General features: G+C 41.1%; 19 protein-coding genes. 7 read left to right on the top strand and 12 right to left on the bottom strand.

Going from position 1 to position 19,675, the window contains the following annotated elements; genetic code table 11:
* Nucleotides 1-503: 503 nt before the first annotated feature.
* Nucleotides 504-998: a pantetheine-phosphate adenylyltransferase gene (gene coaD, locus BCU84_RS05115; RefSeq protein WP_102527021.1), complete on the top strand. Its 495-nt coding sequence runs from the start codon at nt 504-506 to the stop codon at nt 996-998.
* 58 nt (nt 999-1,056) lie between these two features.
* Here the strand turns inward: coaD and mutM are convergent, their stop codons facing one another.
* The 8 genes from mutM to BCU84_RS05075 form a co-directional block, all read right to left on the bottom strand.
* Nucleotides 1,057-1,872 carry a bifunctional DNA-formamidopyrimidine glycosylase/DNA-(apurinic or apyrimidinic site) lyase gene (gene mutM, locus BCU84_RS05110; RefSeq protein WP_102527020.1) on the bottom strand — a complete coding sequence of 272 codons (816 nt, stop codon included), beginning with the start codon at nt 1,870-1,872 and terminating at the stop codon, nt 1,057-1,059.
* Nucleotides 1,873-1,948: 76 nt separating this feature from the next.
* Nucleotides 1,949-2,404 carry a hypothetical protein gene (locus BCU84_RS05105; protein ID WP_102527019.1) on the bottom strand — a complete coding sequence of 152 codons (456 nt, stop codon included), beginning with the start codon at nt 2,402-2,404 and terminating at the stop codon, nt 1,949-1,951.
* Between the two features lie 163 nt (nt 2,405-2,567).
* Complete coding sequence (moaA, locus tag BCU84_RS05100) at nt 2,568-3,554, bottom strand: GTP 3',8-cyclase MoaA (protein ID WP_102527018.1); 987 nt, start codon at nt 3,552-3,554, stop codon at nt 2,568-2,570.
* 23 nt (nt 3,555-3,577) lie between these two features.
* A complete protein-coding gene (locus tag BCU84_RS05095) occupies nt 3,578-5,392 on the bottom strand; it encodes a bifunctional molybdopterin-guanine dinucleotide biosynthesis adaptor protein MobB/molybdopterin molybdotransferase MoeA (RefSeq protein WP_102527017.1) in 1,815 nt (604 codons plus the stop codon).
* 39 nt (nt 5,393-5,431) lie between these two features.
* A complete protein-coding gene (gene mobA / locus BCU84_RS05090; RefSeq protein WP_102527016.1) occupies nt 5,432-6,016 on the bottom strand; it encodes a molybdenum cofactor guanylyltransferase MobA in 585 nt (194 codons plus the stop codon).
* Nucleotides 6,000-6,710: an energy-coupling factor ABC transporter ATP-binding protein gene (locus BCU84_RS05085; protein ID WP_102527015.1), complete on the bottom strand. Its 711-nt coding sequence runs from the start codon at nt 6,708-6,710 to the stop codon at nt 6,000-6,002. Before BCU84_RS05085 ends, mobA begins: the two co-directional genes overlap by 17 nt.
* A complete protein-coding gene (locus BCU84_RS05080; protein WP_102527014.1) occupies nt 6,707-7,414 on the bottom strand; it encodes an ABC transporter permease in 708 nt (235 codons plus the stop codon). The genes BCU84_RS05085 and BCU84_RS05080 overlap by 4 nt, the downstream gene beginning before the upstream one ends.
* Entirely contained in the window at nt 7,414-8,235 is an 822-nt protein-coding gene (locus BCU84_RS05075; RefSeq protein ID WP_102527013.1) for a substrate-binding domain-containing protein, read from the bottom strand. Before BCU84_RS05075 ends, BCU84_RS05080 begins: the two co-directional genes overlap by 1 nt.
* Nucleotides 8,236-8,536: 301 nt before the next feature.
* On the opposite strand from BCU84_RS05075, the gene BCU84_RS05070 reads away from it, so the two are divergent.
* Complete coding sequence (locus tag BCU84_RS05070; protein WP_102527012.1) at nt 8,537-9,919, top strand: sigma-54 dependent transcriptional regulator; 1,383 nt, start codon at nt 8,537-8,539, stop codon at nt 9,917-9,919.
* A gap of 3 nt (nt 9,920-9,922) precedes the next feature.
* Entirely contained in the window at nt 9,923-12,052 is a 2,130-nt protein-coding gene (locus tag BCU84_RS05065) for a HAMP domain-containing sensor histidine kinase (protein WP_102527011.1), read from the top strand.
* An 820-nt stretch (nt 12,053-12,872) separates the two neighbouring features.
* Here the strand turns inward: BCU84_RS05065 and BCU84_RS05060 are convergent.
* Nucleotides 12,873-13,328 (bottom strand): GNAT family N-acetyltransferase, encoded by a 456-nt coding sequence (locus BCU84_RS05060; RefSeq protein WP_102527010.1) that lies wholly within the window; start codon nt 13,326-13,328, stop codon nt 12,873-12,875.
* 64 nt (nt 13,329-13,392) lie between these two features.
* Here BCU84_RS05060 and BCU84_RS20685 point away from each other — a divergent pair, with 64 nt between their 5' ends.
* Nucleotides 13,393-13,533 carry a hypothetical protein gene (locus BCU84_RS20685; protein ID WP_157936192.1) on the top strand — a complete coding sequence of 47 codons (141 nt, stop codon included), beginning with the start codon at nt 13,393-13,395 and terminating at the stop codon, nt 13,531-13,533.
* A gap of 11 nt (nt 13,534-13,544) precedes the next feature.
* On the opposite strand, the gene BCU84_RS05055 is transcribed toward BCU84_RS20685, so the two are convergent.
* A complete protein-coding gene (locus tag BCU84_RS05055) occupies nt 13,545-14,228 on the bottom strand; it encodes a 7-cyano-7-deazaguanine/7-aminomethyl-7-deazaguanine transporter (protein WP_102527009.1) in 684 nt (227 codons plus the stop codon).
* Between the two features lie 274 nt (nt 14,229-14,502).
* Nucleotides 14,503-15,804 (bottom strand): isochorismate synthase, encoded by a 1,302-nt coding sequence (locus BCU84_RS05050; RefSeq protein ID WP_102527049.1) that lies wholly within the window; start codon nt 15,802-15,804, stop codon nt 14,503-14,505.
* Nucleotides 15,805-16,212: 408 nt separating this feature from the next.
* Between BCU84_RS05050 and BCU84_RS05045 the strand changes: the two genes are divergently transcribed.
* The 3 genes from BCU84_RS05045 (at nt 16,213) to BCU84_RS05035 (ending at nt 18,616) form a co-directional block, all read left to right on the top strand.
* Nucleotides 16,213-17,391, top strand: coding sequence for an HD-GYP domain-containing protein (locus tag BCU84_RS05045; RefSeq protein ID WP_102527008.1), 1,179 nt, complete (start codon nt 16,213-16,215; stop codon nt 17,389-17,391).
* A gap of 160 nt (nt 17,392-17,551) precedes the next feature.
* A complete protein-coding gene (locus tag BCU84_RS05040) occupies nt 17,552-18,214 on the top strand; it encodes a paraquat-inducible protein A (protein WP_102527007.1) in 663 nt (220 codons plus the stop codon).
* 183 nt (nt 18,215-18,397) lie between these two features.
* Nucleotides 18,398-18,616 (top strand): hypothetical protein, encoded by a 219-nt coding sequence (locus BCU84_RS05035; RefSeq protein WP_102527006.1) that lies wholly within the window; start codon nt 18,398-18,400, stop codon nt 18,614-18,616.
* 84 nt (nt 18,617-18,700) lie between these two features.
* On the opposite strand, the gene BCU84_RS05030 is transcribed toward BCU84_RS05035, so the two are convergent.
* Nucleotides 18,701-19,639 carry a putative sulfate exporter family transporter gene (locus tag BCU84_RS05030; RefSeq protein ID WP_102527005.1) on the bottom strand — a complete coding sequence of 313 codons (939 nt, stop codon included), beginning with the start codon at nt 19,637-19,639 and terminating at the stop codon, nt 18,701-18,703.
* Between the last annotated feature and the right edge of the window lie 36 nt (nt 19,640-19,675).

Genomic DNA, 19,675 nt, shown 5'->3' with positions numbered 1-19,675 from the left:
TTTTGAGGTTTTGTATTTTTAAGATGTTCTTCAATAACTGTGGATGAAAAACTCTATCACTATCTATACAGGTTATATATTAAGATCTTGTTGCTTCGGATACATTATTTGGGCTCTTAGCCACTCTGAAACCTAAATTTTCCTGCCATCATTGTATTTGTTTTAAATCTGACTTTTTTGGATATTAAGTTATCAGTGCCAGAGTTTCCTCTGTTGAGCAGTCATCAGTGATGATGACTTCGTTTGGTCGTATTGTTTGTAATAAATAACTTTCTATAGACTCCTAAAGGGCTTTGGCCAGTTATGCTAATTGAGCATAACTGGCATATTATTTAGGTTTTATTCTTATATTTTTGAAGTTTTATTTCATTATTTTGATAATAGAAATAAATAGAGTAAAAGTTTAAAATTAGAAATAAGCATCTAGATTCCAAATCAAACTTTGATGCGTGTATTTGATGCTGATAAACTGTCGATAATTACTCATTATTAATGACTTTTACATGCATAGACGAGCGATATATCCAGGCACTTTTGATCCTGTTACTAATGGCCATGCGGACTTGATTGAGCGTGCTGCTAGACTATTCCGTCACGTGATTATTGGTATTGCATCAAACCCTTCTAAAAAACCCATGTTTACCCTCGAAGAGCGTGTTGAACAGGTTAAATTAGTGACAGCGCATTTAGACAATGTTGAAGTGGTTGGCTTTACAGGCTTATTGGTCGATTTTGCTAAAGAGCAGAGTGCCAGTGTCCTAGTGCGCGGGTTAAGAGCAGTGTCAGATTTTGAATATGAATTTCAATTAGCGAATATGAACCGTCGATTAAGCCCTGATTTAGAAAGTGTATTTTTAACCCCAGCGGAAGAAAATTCATTTATTTCTTCGACCTTGGTAAAGGAAGTTGCACTTCATGGTGGAGATGTCAGTCAATTTGTTCACTCTGAAGTTGTGACATCTTTGGAGACTAAAATAGCGTTGATCAAAAAAGGTTAGTTTTCTCACGGTAAAGGCCTCAACATGAGCGAGGCTTTTTCATATCTATAGATAAGTATTAATAAGTTTGGCAAATGCCACAAAAAACTGTGGTGCGTTGGCCAAGTTTAATTTCACTGAGTAAATTACCACATTCAGTACAACTTTCTCCGCCTCGCCCATAAACATGAAGCTTTTGGGCAAAATATCCAGGTTTACCATCAGCATTGGTGAAGTCTTTTAGTGTGGTGCCACCTTGTTTGATAGCGTGGGCGAGGATTTGTTTCACCTCAGTGACTAGTATCGTTAGCCTTTCAATATCAATACTTCCCGCTGCGGCTTGTGGGTGAATGCCTGCAGCAAATAACGCTTCGTTTGCATATATGTTTCCTGCACCGACGACAATGTGATTATCCATTAAGCAAAGCTTGATGGCTTTTTTCTTATTCGCTAATGCTGCTTGTAATTGCAGAGGGTTAAAAGCGTCACTTAAGGGCTCTGGGCCAAGTTTAGCCAGTAATGGGTGGGCCTCTTCTGGTAGCTCATACCATAACCAAGCTCCGAACCTCCTCGGGTCGTTATATCGCAGCACTCGTCCGTTTTCTAATACCAGATCAATATGATCATGTTTCTCTACAGGAGTGTGTGCGGGTAATATCCGCAAGCTGCCAGACATGCCTAAGTGGACGATGGTGACGCCAGCATCTGTATCAATAAGCAAGTATTTGGCGCGACGGCGGACTTGTTTGATGGTTTGGCCAATAATGTTTTTACATATCTCTGGCACAGGCCAACGTAAGGAAGCATTTCTGACAATGAGGTCGCTCACGGTTTGATTGACAAGGTGCGGTGAGATCCCCTGCTTGGTTACTTCAACTTCTGGTAATTCAGGCATATGAGTCCGTTTAAGTGTCTGTTAGCTATGTATTATGAGATTCACGATGTTGAGCTTCTCGTGAATTGAAAATCAGTTATTGGCTTGAAATCACTGGTTCTAGCTCGCTACGTAGGCTCGGTGGTATTTGGTACCAATTTTGTGATGTTGACTGTAAATAACCTGCTTGAGGGTAATACTGCCAATGCTGAGCTTGCTGTTGGCGATTTATTGCGATGGATAGTGTTACGTAGGCTGGCAATGATTGGATCTCACCAGCTGTCATTTGAACTGGCGAAACCATTAATGCTTCCCAGGCTGTCGCTAGCGATTGGCAATTCAATACACTGTCTGCACAACGCCAAATACCATTCGATTTATTGAGCCAAACACCATTTAACTGTAATTGGGTCAATTGATTACTGTCATCAAAAAGCGCATGAGCATCATCGGGCATTTTATTGGTTTTGGAGTCGATAAAGGTTAACACTGCGACCATAAATACACAGGCAATGATGAGAATATTATTCCACTTCTTTCGAGATAAAGCCATAAGTGAATGCGTAAGTGATTGTTAGCCACAGTGTATATCAAAAACACGATAGCAAAAAGTTATCCCATAGGAGAGGTTTAAAAGACAAGTTGCGTGGGAAGTTAAAGCAATAAAAAAGGTGATGTATCGATAACATCACCTTTAATATGAATGACTAGAACGGTTAGCCGCCTGTGGAATTCATAAAGCGTAGGATTTGCACATCATCATCTGTGCCAAAATAATGCTCTTTAGGCTTATGCTGAATACCGTCCATGATAGCCTCTTTCAGCTTGCCAATATCACCAGGGAATTCACGTACGATAGCCTTAAGGTCGACAGAATTTTCATTACCTAAACATAACAGCAAACGACCTTCTACGGTGACACGGACACGATTACATTCGTGACAGAAGTTATTGCTGTGTGGAGAAATAAAGCCAATGTGAATATCACTGTCTGCCATCTTAAAGTAGCGAGCTGGGCCACCAGTGCGTTTACTTGAAGGTATCAGTGGATAAGTATCTTCAATAATGCCTCTAACTTCTTCGCTTGAGCAGTGACGACTGCGTTTACGCTCATCAATAACACCTAATGGCATTTCCTCAATGAAGGCAATATCGAGTTCTCGTTCACGACAAAAATCAATTAAATCGATCACTTCATGATCGTTCTTACCGCGTAAAATAACAGCGTTGATTTTGATGTGTTTAAATCCAGCCGCTTTTGCGGCATCAATACCTGCAATAACGCGATCAACTTTACCGTTGCGGGTCATTTCAGTGAATAACTCAGGATTTAAAGTGTCTAAACTGATGTTCAGACGTTTCAAACCTGCATCATGCATAGGCTGAGCAAGCTTACTTAATCGAGAGCCATTGGTGGTCATCGATAAGTCATCTAAGCCAGGTAATTTACCTAGCAAATCAATTAACTTGTCACAGTCAGTTCTGACTAATGGCTCACCACCTGTTAGGCGAATTTTCTTCACGCCTAACTCAGTAAAAGCTTGTGCAATCCATGCGAGTTCTTCAAGACTTAGTACGTGGTCTTTGGGTAAAAAGCTTGGATCTTCACTCATGCAATATACACAGCGAAAATCACAACGGTCAGTGACCGATAAACGTAAGTATTCTACTTTTCGATTAAACTTGTCGACGATTAAACTCATGAATTAGCACATCTTATGGTTAGTTATAACAGTTCAGCGAACGGCTGAATGTAGACTTGTTGGCCTGGCATGACTGAGTCTTCGGCTTCACCGATAACAATCAGACAATTTGCTTTTACCATCGAGTTCAACATCCCTGAACCTTGTGCCCCAGTAGTGGCTACATGTAATCGTCCATCATTGCTTAAATGATACTGGCCACGAACAAATTCTGTTCGTCCTGTTCTACTGCGCAACATACTATCGGTAATTGCAGGTAAATACTGTGGTGTATAGTCGGTTTCGCCCGCTAATTTGCGAATAGCTGGTTGCACGAACTGTAAAAATGACACCATTACCGCAACTGGGTTACCAGGTAAGCCAAAGAATAAGCTGTTGTTCACCGTCCCAAATGCAAGAGGTCGCCCCGGGCGCATATTGATACGCCAAAAGTTAATCGCGCCAATTTTAGCTAATACGGTTTTGATGTAATCAGCATTACCAACAGAAACACCGCCAGAACTTATTACGATATCAGCATCTACGCTGGCCTGTTGCAGAGCACTCGTTAACTCATCTTCACTATCTTCAATGATGCCTAAATCGATAACCTTACAGCCCAGCTTTTGCGCCATAGATTTGATGGTGTATCGGTTTGAGTCGTAAATGCAGTTAGCTTTGAGTGGCTCACCTGGTTGGCTGACTTCATCGCCAGTTGAGAATACTGCGATAACAGGTTGCTTCACGACTTCAGCTTTAGCTAAACCCAGTGACGCTAATAAACCTTGTTCGGCAGCTTGCAAACGATGACCTTTTGCTAAGGCTAATGCGTCTTTAGCAATATCTTCGCCCGCTAAGCGAACATGCTGACCGGCTTCAACTTTGCCTTGTAATTGCACATGACCATCTTGTTCAATCACTAATTCACGTGCTTCAACAGTATCAGCACCATTAGGCACTGTTGCGCCAGTCATGATACGTACTGCTTCGCCAGCAGCCAATGTGCCAGGATATTCATGCCCTGCGAGGACTTCGCCCATTAATTTAAGTGGCGAAACAGGATTGCTAGGACTGTTATCTTGGCTATAAGCAAAAGCATAGCCGTCCATTGCTGAGTTAGTTTGCTGCGGCACATTCACAGGTGAAATAGCATCTGTTGCTAAAACACGGTTCGCGGCATCATCAATGGTGACTTGTTCGCTGTCTGCCAGCGGTTTAACCATTGTCATCAACTGCTCTAAACCTTGAGCAACAGATAAGAACTTTTGCTCATCAGTGACAGCAGTTGCTGTCGTCGGAATAGGTAACTCAAGCGCTGGAGCTTGCCAATTGGTTTGGTATTCAATAACAAAGTCTGCAATTTGACCGACGTTATTTAAGTCTAAACGCGTTAGTTCCGCTGGGGTGTCAGTTTCATCACAACAGGCAATGGCAACAATGTTGTCATCGTGAGTGTGGATGAGTGGTTTTCCATGTGCAGCTCGGTGTAATTCAATCTTCGGCAACTCAAGTTTTTTAAACCCTTCAACCAAGACGATATCGACTTTATCGGCTTCGATTTGCGCGAGTAAATGCGGCAGTTCAGGATCGCCTTCTACGGCATCTTCTGTCATGAGTGCCCATCGTACATGTGAAGCGACTAGCATCTGCTTAGCGCCAGCTTTGCGCATTTCGTAGCTGTCTTTACCTGGGATATCAACATCGAAGTTGTGGTGAGCATGTTTAATCACAGCTAAACGAACGCCACGGCGGTTAAGCTCTGGAATTAACTGTTTTAATAAGGTGGTTTTACCGGTGCCACTATAGGCACAAAATCCGAGAACTGGAATACTTAGCGGATTGGTAAACGGTATACTCATAAAGACCTCATTGTTGGCTTATCACTGTGTTGCCACAGATTATTTGCCATTTTCGATGACAAGTTTTTGTTCAAGTGTATTCACATTAACAAATGCATTGGGTTGGTCAGCAAAACTTGTGACCACATATTTGTGTTGTTCATACCAAAGGAAAATTTTACGGTCGCCAGCATCTAGAAATGCCTGCATTGATGTTTTCAAATGCGGCTTAAGCAACATGACCACAGGTTGTTGATATTCACCGTCGCTGGCAACCGCGATATCGGCATCGGCTTCTACAAGCGATGCATACATACGTTCACATAAATCCTTTGGTAACATTGGACTATCACAAGGCACAACCAACAATAACTCTGCTTGAGTGTTGTCCATTGCAGTGACCATACCAGCTAAAGGACCTAAATAGCCTGTTTCTTTATCGCTGAGCACATCAAAACCCAGAGCGGCATATTGCTCTTGATTGCGGTTAGCGTTAATCATAATACGATCAACTTGTGGTTTAACACGCTCAATGGTGTGGCTAATCATTGGTTTGCCGCTAAGTTCAACCAAACCTTTGTCGATACCGCCCATTCTTCGGGCCATACCGCCAGCTAAAATCACCGCATCAATTTGCACTGACATAGTGAAACTCCTGAGATTGTTCAAAGCTAGGTATATGGCTACTTTCAACAACTTTTTGCTCTGAGATATGCCAATGCTTTTGGCATAAAGCTGTTAAACCACAGGTTTGATGGCTACTGATCAGCAGCCCAGTACCTTCTTGTTTTAAAATATTAATCATGGCTAAAACTAGTTTTTGTGACTGCTTATCCATGTTAGAAATCGGTTCATCAAGCATCAATAACTTGGGTTGAGTTATCCATGCTCTTGCAATGGCGAGGCGCTGTCTCTCACCACCAGATAAGTCCGTGGCATCACTTTTTAGTAATGAGCCAAGTTGCGCACTTTCAATCGCTTGAGCGACTCTTGCTTGTAACTCTTGAGGGCTAAAACGAGTTTTTGGTAAGGCGTAACGCAAGTTGTATTCAACCGAGCCGTCAAACAGGTATGCATGTTGATGTAAATAAACAGCTTTGCCAAGTAATGAATTAGATTGCCACCACTTTTTAGGCGCAAAACCGGTAGCGATAACGTCACCTGAATTGGGCTTAATAATACCTGCAATCAGTTTCATTAACGTTGACTTACCTGAGCCGTTATCACCTTGAAGATAGATAACATCCCCTTCGCAGAATGATAAATTATCGAACTCAAACAACTCACGCTCTTTAAAGTTGATACTGACATTTTGTGCAGTGAGCTTAGCAGTCATTATTGACTCCTAGGCATGGCTTTACCACGCAAAGAGCCGATAGCGAAGTTAATCACAATGGCTAAAATTAATAGCACCAGGCCTAAAGCAATCGCTTGAGCAAAATCACCTTTACTGGTTTCAAGGGCAATGGCCGTAGGAATATTTCGAGTGTGATGCAGAATGTTACCGCCGACCATCATCGAACAACCCACTTCGGTAAGAATACGGCTAAAGGCTGCAATCACTGCCAATAATAATGGCACGCGTAATTCACGACAAACAGTCCAAATAGCGCGTTGCCATGAAGCGCCTAACGTACGAGATGTTTCATAAGCACGTTTATCAATACTGCTAAACGCGGCTTGGGATAAAGCGATTAAGACTGGCGCGCAAATCATCATTTGCCCGAGGATCATACCTTCTTGCGTGAACAGCCAGCGTAAATCCCCTAAAGGTCCATTTCGGGTAAGCAGCAGGTAAGCCAGCAAACCGATAACAACAGTAGGAATAGATTGAAGTGTTTGGACGATATTAGTGACAAACCAGCGTCCTGGGAATTGATAAGAGGCTAGGAAAAAACCAAGCACAATCGACGGTATTAATGTGATGATTAATGCCGCAAAAGAAACCGAAAAAGAAACACTTATGATAGACCATACGTCTGGATCTAAAGAAAGCAGCAAGCTAAAAGCTTGCTGCATTAGGGCTAACCAGCCTTCATTCATTACTTATATGTTGCCTTAAACAATTGTTCTCCCTGAACTTTAAAGTCATTAATCATCTGCTGAGCTTTAGGGCTAATAAACCAATCGCTCAATGCTTTCGCTCCTTGATGATTTAAATCAGGATATTTGTCTGCATTAATTAACATGATCTGATAAGGATTGGCTAATGCGTCGCCACCTTCGAAAGTAATCGTTAAATCTAATTTAGATTTATAAGCAACAAACGTACCACGATCGGTAAGGGTGTATGCTTGTTTTTCATTTGCCATCAGTAGAGTCTTACCCATACCTTGACCAATAGAAGTATAGCCTGAAAAGTCAGGTGTTACAGAAGCTTCATTCCAAATTGCGAGCTCTTTCATGTTGGTGCCAGAATTATCACCACGAGAAATGAAAGTATTCTCAGTTTTAGCAACTTTTTTGAAGGCTTCAACAACGTCTGTACTGCCTGCCATTTTCGCTGGATCGTTCTTCGGGCCTAAAACCACAAAGTCATTTTCCATGATGCCACGAGGCGTCGTACCGTAACCTTCATTAACAAATTTAGCCTCAGCTGCTGGAGCGTGAGTCATGACTACGTCTACGTCTCCTTGACGTGCAAGTTTTAATGCCTTACCTGTACCCGTTGCAATCACTTGAACTTTGTAACCAGATTCCGCTTCAAAAGTCGGCAAAATAGCGCGTAAAAGTCCTGAGTTATCCGTGCTGGTGGTCGTGGCTAATTTGATGACTTCGTTTGCTTCAACGGTATCACTAACCATTGTGCTACTCAGTAATGCCATACCGATTAAAGCGGTTAAACTTGACTTAAAATTAAACATTCTAGCTCCTTGAAAATACTGAATTGCATTGACACCAAGCCGTGCCAATTAATGTATTTCGAAAACGAGGGCGTTGTTGCCCAAAACAGTTAAATGCAAAGGCAATTACTATGCCAGAGTGAGTCAGAAAAATGTTGATCACGACAAAATTAAAAAGTGTGATCTAACTCTCGCATTCAATTGAGGTTTAACAGACAAATTGTCCCACGGGTCTAATTCTGTAGGGCAAACTGACCCACAGCTAGATTTTTAATGGTACGATAATGTTAAATCTAGTCAAAATGTCCAAAGTAGAAGCCATATGAACAATAATGAATCAAATTCAAAACCACTACCGACAGCAGTTTCGGTTTTGATTGTTGATGATGAACCAGGGATGCGTAGCTTCCTTAGAAAGGCATTATCAAAGAAATTTGCGTTAGTCGAAACGGCTTCAACGATTGAAGAAGCTGAAAAGCTTCGTAGCCGCGGCCATTTTGACTTACTGATTGTCGATATCCGTCTACCTGATCGTTCGGGCATAGAATGGCATGAAGCCTTAAACGAAAAAGAACGCCGCTCAGATATCATCTTTATGACTGGCTATGCCGATATGGATGTGGCGATCAAAGCCTTACGAGCTGGCGCATCTGATTTCATCATGAAACCATTTCATTTAGAGCAAATGATGACATCGGTGGACCGCTGTATTGAAAGACGCTTACTTAAGCGCGAAAACTTTATGTTGCGCCGAGAGCTATCCAGTGGCCATTCAACCACCATGATTGGTAACAGTGATGCAATGGTTGAAGTTAAACAGGTTATTGAGCGCGTAGCGCCAACGAACGCAGTGGTATTGATTGAGGGCGAATCTGGTACGGGTAAAGAGCTTGTCGCACGGCAATTACATCAGTTAAGCGGGCGTACAGGTCCTTTTGTGCCTGTTAACTGTGGAGCAATAGCGCCTGAGTTACTAGGCAGCGAGCTATTTGGTCATACTGCAGGGGCTTTCACTGGCGCAAAAGGCAACCGTGAGGGTTTGTTCCACTTTGCCACTGGTGGCACCATCTTTTTAGATGAAATTGGCGAGATGCCAATGAAAATGCAAACTGCGTTATTGCGAGTACTTGAGCAAAAAGCGATTAGGCCAGTAGGTAGTGAGAAAGAAGTCGCTATTGATGTCAGGGTATTAGCTGCAACCAACCGTACTTTATCTGAGGAAGTTGCCGAAGGGAATTTCCGGAGTGACTTGTACTATCGTTTGAATGTCTTAAATATTTTAATTCCACCGCTGCGTACTCGCCCTGAAGATGTGATTGAATTAACCCATCACTTTACCTGGCAGCTTGCTCGTGAGCTTGGAGTTAAAGAAGTCGTATGGAGTCATGAAGATTTGCAGGTACTGCAGCAACATGAGTGGCCAGGTAATATCCGTGAACTGCGTAATATGATTGAACGCTGCATTTTATTGGGTAAGCCACCGGCAGAATACTGGAAGAAAAATGAACAAGCAGAAGTGGTAACGCAAGCAGGTTACCCGTTGAGCTGGCCTTTAAAGGAAGTTGAAAAGCAACATGTCATGAGCGTTGTTGATGCTCATAGCGGTAATAAGTCTGCAGCAGCAAGAGATTTAGGTGTTTCGCGTAAAACACTGGATCGTAAATATAAAGAATGGTTTGAAGTCGAATCGGATAAGGAAGACTAAATCGTGTCTGTTTTTAGTCAGTTTTTTGGAGTCAGTTGGCAGCAAATGCAGGCCAAGGTGCGTTATCGCATCCTGATATTAACTCTGTTACCGATTTTACTTACCTTGATCAGTTTAGTTTTCATCACTATTTACTGGAATATCAGCTACACAGGCAAGCAGCTGTTTATGAAAGTAAAAGCTGATTTAACTGTGGCAACCAACACCTTAGAACAGGTTCAAAAGCAACAAGAGATTCAACTACTTAATGTTAGTAAGTCTTGGGATTTTCAAAATGCATTCCTAGAAGTCGATAAAGGGAATCAAAGTGAATTAGCCGCGCTCAATCGTTACCTCAAACAGCAAAAAGATATTCTTCAGTTAGATGTCTTACGATTAATCAGGCTCGAAGAAGCTAATGCCGATCCAGATTTACGTCAGATGTTGCCTAGAGTTGAAAACAAAGCCTTATCAGGTTTAATGGTGTTATCTGCTAAACGATTAGACAGGTTAGATCCGAGTTTAGCTAAACTCGCAAGGGTGCCATTGTCTGCAACTATGCGTGCAGAAGAGCCTACAAAGCTTGCTGAAACTCGGGGCATGTTAAGCCGGACACTGCTGCCGATTGCTGATGAATCAGGTCAAGTAAGCTGGTATCTGGATGGGGCAACATTGTTCAATCGAGATACGGTTATTGTCGACCACATCCGGGATCTTGTTTACGACAAAGGTACATTACCTGAGCGCTCAATAGGTACCGTGACTATCTTTTTAGATAACGCACGGATTAGTACCAATGTGCCTATGGACATGTTTTCTCCGAATAAAGATCTCCAATCACGGGCGTTAGGCACATTAGTATCCGAAGAAGTTCGTCAAAAGGTGTTGGTTGATGGCACGCCATGGGTTGATCGTGCTTTCGTATTAAATGATTGGTTTATTTCAGGTTACTCACCGTTAGAAGATGTGCGTGGAAAACGAATAGGTATGATTTACACCGGCTTTTCTGAAGCGCCATTCATTCACACCTATATCTTAAACATCATCGAACTGGGCACCATATTAATGTTAGTGCTCTTGGTGTCTGGCTTTCTGGTGTATCGAGGGGCAAACAGCTTACTTGAACCAATCGAACGTATTCACCATGTGGTAAAAGCGGTGCAATCAGGTCGAGATTTGCGGATTGGTGAGCTTGGATTAGATAGGGATAATGAGCTATCCAATCTTGCTGAACAATTTGATCATATGTTGGATTTACTGCAGCGCCGTAACTTACAGATACAGTCTGCTGCTGAGCAGCTTGAAGTCAAAGTAGAAGAACGAACTCGCAGCTTGCAAGACAAAACTGAAGAGTTACAACGCAATGTGGCCTTACTCAATGAAACTCGCCAACAGTTAGTCACCAATGAAAAACTGACGGCATTAGGTGAGTTAACTGCTGGTATTGCCCATGAGATTAATAATCCGACGGCAGTGATCTTGGGTAACATGGAGTTGATGAAATACGAACTTGGCCCCAATGCAAATGTGGTTGAAGAAGAAATTGAGTTAGTGATCCAACAGGTTGGTAGAATAAGCACGATTATTCGCAGTTTGTTGCAATACAGCCGTCCTGGTGAATTTAATGCCCCACTAGAGATGCATCAAGTACAGTCAATGATTGAAGAAGTGTTAGTTCTGGTTCGACATTCGATTGAAAAGCAAAAAGTAGAACTGATTCAGCAAGTCAATACAACCGCAGAGGTCCAAGTTAACCGCCCTCAGGTTATTCAGGTGTTGATTAATTTAGTGGTCAATGCTGCTCATGCAATTGAGAGTAAAGGCAAGATCTGGATTAGAGCTGATGACTGGATAGAAAATGGAAACGTGGTGGGCGTAAAAGTAGAAGTAGAAGATGAAGGTGTGGGGATTGCACCAGAGCGCTTAAGTCGAATCTTCGACCCGTTTTATACCACCCGCAAGGATGGAACAGGTTTAGGTCTATCGTTGAGCTACGGTATTATTAAGCGCATTGGCGGCACCATTGAAGTTAAATCGACATTAGGAAAGGGCACTGTTTTCTCTATTGGTATTTATAATAAAGCCAAAGAAGAGCAAGCGGATAATCCTTATGATGGCTTACATTTTGGTGCGGTAGATGACACGAATGGCTAATTTATGGGTGTCAATTAATCTTATGCGACAAATGCTATGTGGCAAGTGTGATGTGACAAATGTGGTACAGCTAAGACTTAACACGAATTATAGGCAAAAAAAAGCCGGGTGATGAACCCGGCCACAAAGAGTGTGTGAGCAATGTCGTGCTTGCATACTCAGTAGGGGTAATAGGAGATGAAGCTATTATCTTAACTGAGCTTTGGAACGCACACAAATAATAATCATTCTCATTATCGTTTGCAATCATTTATTCAAATTAATTACCTACTTTACATTCTCTTTACAACCTTTTTAGTCTCTGCTGTATTGATTTTTAGTCCTATTTTTAGTTTTTCTATTCAAAAACAAACTGTTACATAAGTTGTATATATGTCGTATCCAAGGGGATCAAATGTGGGTGTTTGCATGCTCATTAATGGAAAGCCGATAAGGGAAATAGATAACGAGAGGGCGTTTAACGAAAGAGCTTAATCTGCGCTAATCACTGAACGATAATAAGAAAAGATATAATCGGAAATTAAAAGCTGACTACAAGGCACGAGTAGAGGTTTTTAAATCACTAAATTTTAGGCGAAAAAAAGCCAGGTGATGAGCCTGGCTTTTAAAGAGTGTATGAGCAATGATGTGCTAATTCAGCGTATTTAATAGGAGATGAAGCTATTAACATTACTGAGTTTTGGAACGCAATCAAATAGTAATCATTATCATTTGCGTTTGCAAGTCAATTGCTCAATATTTTTCAATTTTGTTATAAAAAAGCACCGTAATTGAAAACACTCTTCATTTTTCATTTTATAAAAGTCGTTAAATTAATGATTTAAAGCGACTTTTGTAAATGTAATTTATTTTTAGCAATATTGCTGTGGCTTTCAACCTGTGTGATCTGATATTGATTCGCCACTAACATATTCAGCATCGCTTTATATTGATTACGGGTTTTCACTTCTAGACGACTAAACCCCTGTGCTGCAGCCCATTTCTCTTGGTATTCAAGCATAGATTTTGCTAGACCAATATTTCTGAAATCAGCCACTACACCACCTAACCAACTGTAGAAGCAATGCGCTTCAATTTGGTACCCCAATTTAAAACCAGCCAGCTCACCTTCAACATAAGTCAGTAGAATTAAGCTGGTCTTGTTACTCAGCCTTTGCTCAATAGATTCAATCGTTTGAGCACGATCTAATTCACTAATTTGAGCCGTTAATAAGGCAATTTTTTCAGCTAGCTCAGCTGTCAGCTCTGTATGAGCTTCGATTTGGATATTTAACATTTAATCTTCCGCAAGGCCGATAAACTTATCATGCTTACAGTAGAACTTTTCTGAACTATCTAGCATGGATAATTTAAACGGTAAAAAACACCTAAGCATTATATCTCATCGTACCAGTTGGGTCGTGGTAGTGATTAAAAAGTGCAGTATCGATCGAATTATCGCCAATCATTTTGAGCTTAAGCAAGACGAAGGCGATAAATAGTGTCGATATAGTTAGGTTATAGCTGGTTTATCGCCGTTATTCTCTTCAGTGTTTGCGCTGGTAGTAATCAGCTTTTCGCTGAGCACTTTGAGCAATACACCGTAAGCAGGCAGGAACAAGCCTAAACTGACAATAAGTTTAAATGCATAATCCACCATGGCAATTTCAGGCCAGTGTTGAGCCATAAAGGTATCTGTAGAGGCATAGAAAGCCACACTGAAGAAGACAATAGTATCAACGAGGTTGCCAAATAAGGTTGATGCCGCAGGGGCAATCCACCATGCTTTTGCTTTACGCATTTTGGCAAATACAGTGATATCCATTAACTGACCGACTAAGTAAGCGACAAAGCTGGCGAAGGCGATACGAAATACAAACTGGTTCCATTGAGCTAATGAATCTGTACCTTGAAAAGCGCCATTATGGAAAATAACCCCCATAACGTAGGAAATCACAAGCGCTGGCAGCATAGCTTTAAAAATAATACTTCGAGCTGCTTTTTGACCAAATATTCTGACCGTTAAGTCGGTGGCTAAATATACAAACGGAAAGCTGAAAGCACCCCAAGTAGTGTGATAGCCAAATATCTGAAAAGGGAGTTGTACCAAGTAGTTACTGGCACAAATAATAATGATATGAAAACTGACAAGAAACATCAGTGCTCGACGACATTGCGCCTGCGTTAGTTTTAACATGTTGTAGCCTTTTTATTGGATTAGACGGGGTGAGGGAACCCGTATTTGAATGAGGTTGGCAGTGTTATTTGATTGATTATCGCGAACGTTTTGCTCTTTATCCAAACTGGATTAAAAATCGTCAGCTACGCCAAGGAGGACGCATTATAGAGAGCAAAAATTAAGATGCAACTATCAATTGTGTTTTTTGGTGTTTAGTCAGCTAAACCTAAGCACTAGTTAAGTGGCTAAAGTGTAAGTAGCTAAAATTTAAGTGGCTAAAGTTAGCAGAGCGTTATAGCTCGACCAATATGGATAAAATAGTGGTGAGTTTATTTTCGAGCTCTTGCCATTCGGCAAGAGGATCTGAGCCTGCCACAATACCAGCACCTGCAAACAGGTTAATTCGTCCCGGTTCAATTAAAGCGCTGCGAATAGCCACCGAAAACTCACTTTCATATTTGTTCAAATAACCACAGGCTCCAGCATACCAACCGCGATTATATCCTTCACGTTGGCGGATAAAACTGAGTGCCGATTCTTTTGGTAAACCGCCAACCGCAGGTGTTGGGTGTAAGCCTTGAAGTAATTGAAAGTCATTTACTCCTGCTTTTAACTCTGCGCGAATTGAGCGGTGTAAATGCTGAATATGGGTGAGTTTAAAGATTTTAGCTGATTCATCAGCACCTACATAATTGCTCAGAGGGGTGAGTACATCAACAATCTCTTGTCTAACCAATTGGTTTTCATGGCTGTTTTTTGAGTCTTCTAAAAGCTGTTTAGCTAAAAATTCATCTTCTTCCTGATTGAGCCCACGCACAGTCGTCCCAGCTAATGCTTCAGTAAACAATTCTTTTTGTCTACGCAAATATAAGCGCTCAGGCGAGCATGATATAAAGGTTCTGTCTGGGCTGAACTGAAAGCCAAATTGGAAACTATTTGGGTTTCTTCCTTGCCAACATGCCAATACCATCCAAGGGTCGACAACATCATTAATCTCAAGTTGAGTTTGACGAGACAGTACTACTTTAGGCGTGGTTTGATTGAATTTGGGTTGAGTGACCTGTTCAACCAGCTCTTTCCAACGCTGATAATTAGGTAAGTCGCTACGGCCCATCAATGGCAGTTTATTAGGTGGTGATAGCGGTTTGGCTGGCTTTAATTGCTCTATTGCTTCTATTGCAGCATCGCATTCAGTTTGTTGATCAGTATCTTCAAAATTAAGGTTGACCAAGAGTTTGACAATATTGCCATGACGTCGAAGTTCGATACGTGGCAGCACAAAGCGTGTGCGCCCAAAATCAGGCCAGCATTCTACTGTGCGATCAAACGCGACGCCGCCATAATAGCGAATATCTTGATTACTGCTTTTACCGCGTTGTGATTGGTAAATCGATGACAGTAATTCATCATCAATTTCTTGTTCTTGTTTGAAGTCTTTACAGGCGCCAATAGCGGCAACTTCTTCCTGTTTATCACGCCCATGCCAATAAATTCGTGGATACTGTGTTTGAGCACCTAACCAAGACAGTAATGGAATTGACTTTGCTTCCACAGAAATCTGCACTATGTGTTCTTTGGCGTGAGCCAACTTCATAGCGTTTAGCTTGTCGATTAACTGGCTAAATTGCTCAGAAAAAATGTGGCTAGGCAACAAAGACTCCAATAGTTGATAACTCAAATTGATGAAATGAGGAAGAGTAATATGGGTTTATGTAAATTATGCCTTAAGTTAATGAAGGGTTCAAAAACTGTCAATCTTAAGCCGCAATTGCTGTGATCTTAATTGCTAATATAATCTATAAAAATGGGCGATAATGATAATCAATCCCGCTAACTGCCTGAATTTGAACACTGTTAAAGATTAGTACATTTTATTTGGAGTATTTAGTCGAGACAGGATAAAATAACGATACTAAATTTACACATTTAACATTTTAAGTCATAAGTATTAGCATTATTCACTACTACTACTTCTTTACCGTATTCGGAGATTTACCCGTTAATGAGTCAGATTGATGAGTCAAAAGATGTCATTCGCATTCCAGTAAGCCGCTTAGGTTTAGGGATGTTTGTGGTAGCGATTGACCGTAAAGAAAGCAAAGTGGCCATTAGCAATGCAGGACAAATTAAGCATCGTGACTCAATTGCGAAACTCGATAAAGCAGGTATCAAAGCTGTTTGGGTGGATGTTGAGCGTTCATCTGATAGTTGTGGCTTAAAGAAAAACAATTCAGCTAAATTAGCACGAAAACCAGTAGCTACCCGCGAAACTAAGCAAACTCAAGCGAAGAAAATTCTCTCTGAGGCGAAAAACCTCGTGCGGAAAGTGCTGTCTGAAACTTATGAAGGTAAAGCGGTTGAAGTCGCGCCTTTTGAAGATATTGCAGACAAAATGATTGAATCAGTGATGGATGATGCCGATGCATTAAAGTGTGTTTCAGCGTTAAGAACAAAAGATGCCTATTTACTTGAGCATTCTGTCAATGTGGCATTTTTGTTGGTGACATTTGGTAAGCATCTAAATCTCGATAAAGCATTATTGAAAGAAATGGCTGTGGGAGGAATTTTGCATGATATTGGTAAAATTCAAGTGGATAACAAGATCCTCCACAAACCAGGCAAACTGACTGATGAAGAGTTTGAAGAAATCAAAATGCATCAGGTGTACGCAAGAGATATCATGCAAGAAACCACTGGTTTATCGCAAGTGAGTAAAGATGTTTGCTTAATGCATCATGAAAAGCTAGATGGTAACGGTTATCCCAATGGCCTTAAAGGTGATGAAATACCACAACATGGCCGTATGAGCTGTATTGTTGATATCTTTGATGCCTTGACTGCCACTCGTTGCTATAAAGAAGCAATGAGCCCTGCGGCTGCGTTTAAAATCTTAATGAAGTTAACCCCATTTCATCTCGATCAAACACTCGTTTATGAGTTCATCCGCTGCGTCGGGATTTACCCTGTGGGTTCACTAGTGCAATTGTCTGATGAAAGAGTTGGCATTGTGTGGGAATCAAAGGGACGTGATGCATTAAACCCTGTGGTGAAGTGTTTTTATTCGCAAAAGCATCGACGTTATACCGATGTCACCTTTGTTGATTTACGTAAATCAGATTTAAATATTGAGCGGGGTATATCTCCTCGTTCTCTCGAAGTCGACCCTAGCCCATTTTATTAATTCACAATAAATACAAACGCTCAATGAACACTCATGTGAGCGTTTGAAGTTAATTACTTACCCGTATTTTTTGATTGCTCCCATTCACCAGCGTCACCCTTTTTAGCTTTCTTGTTGTATATTCCCTTTGACTTACTCTCAATCCATTTTCGGAGATAAAATGAAATCTTTGGTTAGCATTATTGTCATTCTACTTTCTTTAGCGTTGCTTATTCCTGGGGTGACACAACCTATTTTGACCATTCAAGGCAGCATCGAAAAAGCTGAGTTGGTTGAAACTGGGGTCAATATGTTTACCGACAGCTTATCTGAAAGTTCGCGAAATAGTGCTCGCAGCATGATGGAGATGGCCATTAATATGTTTGGGTTTGATTCCATTGAAGGCGAAGTCGAGGTGTTTTATAAAACCCGCAGCATTGTCGATACTGTCAATGAGCTTTATCAGTCAAATAATGTGCTTGTCGCAGCTTTAGTTGGCATATTTAGCATGGTGTTTCCTGCAATAAAGCTACTTCTCATGCTGGTTATCTGCTTACCATGGTTTACTCGTCAGCAGCAAAGTGTGATTAAGGTGATTAGTGCTATTGGCAAGTGGTCAATGGCAGATGTATTTGTTGTTGCTTTGATTGTTGTTTATATGGCAGGTAATGCTTCAGCGGGAATGGGTGAATTATTAAAGACCACTGCTCAATTTGAACCTGGCTTTTATTTTTTCAGCGCTTATTGCGTCTTTTCAATCGCCAGTCATTGGATGGTTACGAGTATATTTATCAACTCAGCAGAAGATGTGTCTCATAAATTAGCTAACAGCCACACGGCGTAAATTCTGAGACGGCTTAGCTATTATTTTTGTATTACTTATTGAAAAAGTTACTATTTAAATTATCCAATAAGCCTGTCTTTAAATGACGACAGTGTAATTCAGCATAACTTAGAAATAATCAGTATTGGCGGCTTAAATAGACTCTTCCGATAATTGCCTTGAGTATCCTAAATCGAGGCAATGATGATTTCATTGTTTAAAGCAGGGTTAAAACCCCAATCTAAAATAAAAATATACAAAGCTATCGCGATTATCAGCTTGTGCATTATTGCTATTGTTGCTTCTGTGCAAACAACAGGACTAACCCGTGCGGTGATAGAGCTATTAGCTTTTGGCGGGCTTATTGGGCTCGCGTTAGCTAAGCCCTATATTCAGACACAAGCATCACAGGACGCTGAGTAGCGACCTTCCAGCAATATTCACATTGCTAGATTTAGTGCTGCTTTACTGTTTTTCCTATCCTTCACTATCCTTCACTATCCTTCACTATCTTATCCATAAAATATAACCCAGTGATGAACTACCAATGGCTAGCCAGAGTAGTACGCCTAACAACAGAGGCTTAGGTCCATTGGCGCGCATTTTACTGACTGTGATACCCGCACCAATCAAGAATAAACACACAATCAATAATTGCTTCGATACGCTAAAAAGCACGTCATAGACAGGTTGGCCTTGGGGAATAAAATAAGCCGTTAAAATAGCTAAACAATAAAAACCAATAAAGTACGGAATAGATATTTTTGACTTGTCACCACCAAACGCGATGGCGCTGAGTAAAGCGATTGGAATTATCCACAAAGCGCGAGCTAGCTTAATTGTGGTTGCCGTTTTTAAAGCTTCATCGCCATAAGCTGACGCAGCGCCAACAACTGAAGAAGTATCGTGAATCGCAATCGCGCTCCAAACCCCAAAGTCATACTGGCTCAACGATAATGCATGACCAATGGTTGGAAAGAGGAACAATGCGGCTGAATTGAGTAAAAAAATACAGGCGAGCGATACAGCAATTTGATCATTCTTAGCATTAATCGCAGGCGCGACAGCGGCAATCGCGCTGCCACCACAAATCGCGGTGCCACAGCTAATCAAGTGGCCAGTTTTATCTTCTAACTTCATTAATCGGGTTAACCCGAAACCCAATATAAGGGTGAAAAAAATAGAGCCAACGATTAAGCCTAAGTTATTGCTACTTGCAGAAATTGCTTCAGGTAAATTAATACCAAAACCTAAGCCGACAATAGAATAAGCCAATAGCTTTTTGGTGACTTTATTTAAATCAATACTGACTGGTACCATACCTAAGCTGGCAAGAGTAAAGCCCATTAGCAAGGCTATTGGAGAGGAGATAATTGGCGTTAAACATATCAAACCTACAGCAATAAATAGCCATAATTTGAATTGCGCAGAAAAACCACTAGTCATGAACAGTCACTCAAAAAATTGATGGTCTATTGTAGC

The organism is Shewanella sp. 10N.286.51.B7 (assembly GCF_002873615.1).
In the GTDB taxonomy this organism is placed as follows: domain Bacteria; phylum Pseudomonadota; class Gammaproteobacteria; order Enterobacterales; family Shewanellaceae; genus Shewanella; species Shewanella electrodiphila.
Note: the sequence above shows the minus strand (reverse complement) of the source record. Positions and strands in the feature narration are given on the sequence as shown.

Bases quoted from the DNA above. Each gene is read 5' to 3' on its own strand.
- coaD (WP_102527021.1), top strand. From the start codon at position 504: ATGCATAGACGAGCGATATATCCAGGCACTTTTGATCCTGTTACTAAT.
- mutM (WP_102527020.1), bottom strand. From the start codon at position 1,872: ATGCCTGAATTACCAGAAGTTGAAGTAACCAAGCAGGGGATCTCACCG.
- BCU84_RS05105 (WP_102527019.1), bottom strand. From the start codon at position 2,404: ATGGCTTTATCTCGAAAGAAGTGGAATAATATTCTCATCATTGCCTGT.
- moaA (WP_102527018.1), bottom strand. From the start codon at position 3,554: ATGAGTTTAATCGTCGACAAGTTTAATCGAAAAGTAGAATACTTACGT.
- BCU84_RS05095 (WP_102527017.1), bottom strand. From the start codon at position 5,392: ATGAGTATACCGTTTACCAATCCGCTAAGTATTCCAGTTCTCGGATTT.
- mobA (WP_102527016.1), bottom strand. From the start codon at position 6,016: ATGTCAGTGCAAATTGATGCGGTGATTTTAGCTGGCGGTATGGCCCGA.
- BCU84_RS05080 (WP_102527014.1), bottom strand. From the start codon at position 7,414: ATGAATGAAGGCTGGTTAGCCCTAATGCAGCAAGCTTTTAGCTTGCTG.
- BCU84_RS05075 (WP_102527013.1), bottom strand. From the start codon at position 8,235: ATGTTTAATTTTAAGTCAAGTTTAACCGCTTTAATCGGTATGGCATTA.
- BCU84_RS05070 (WP_102527012.1), top strand. From the start codon at position 8,537: ATGAACAATAATGAATCAAATTCAAAACCACTACCGACAGCAGTTTCG.
- BCU84_RS05060 (WP_102527010.1), bottom strand. From the start codon at position 13,328: ATGTTAAATATCCAAATCGAAGCTCATACAGAGCTGACAGCTGAGCTA.
- BCU84_RS20685 (WP_157936192.1), top strand. From the start codon at position 13,393: ATGGATAATTTAAACGGTAAAAAACACCTAAGCATTATATCTCATCGT.
- BCU84_RS05055 (WP_102527009.1), bottom strand. From the start codon at position 14,228: ATGTTAAAACTAACGCAGGCGCAATGTCGTCGAGCACTGATGTTTCTT.
- BCU84_RS05050 (WP_102527049.1), bottom strand. From the start codon at position 15,804: ATGAAGTTGGCTCACGCCAAAGAACACATAGTGCAGATTTCTGTGGAA.
- BCU84_RS05045 (WP_102527008.1), top strand. From the start codon at position 16,213: ATGAGTCAGATTGATGAGTCAAAAGATGTCATTCGCATTCCAGTAAGC.
- BCU84_RS05040 (WP_102527007.1), top strand. From the start codon at position 17,552: ATGAAATCTTTGGTTAGCATTATTGTCATTCTACTTTCTTTAGCGTTG.
- BCU84_RS05035 (WP_102527006.1), top strand. From the start codon at position 18,398: ATGATTTCATTGTTTAAAGCAGGGTTAAAACCCCAATCTAAAATAAAA.
- BCU84_RS05030 (WP_102527005.1), bottom strand. From the start codon at position 19,639: ATGACTAGTGGTTTTTCTGCGCAATTCAAATTATGGCTATTTATTGCT.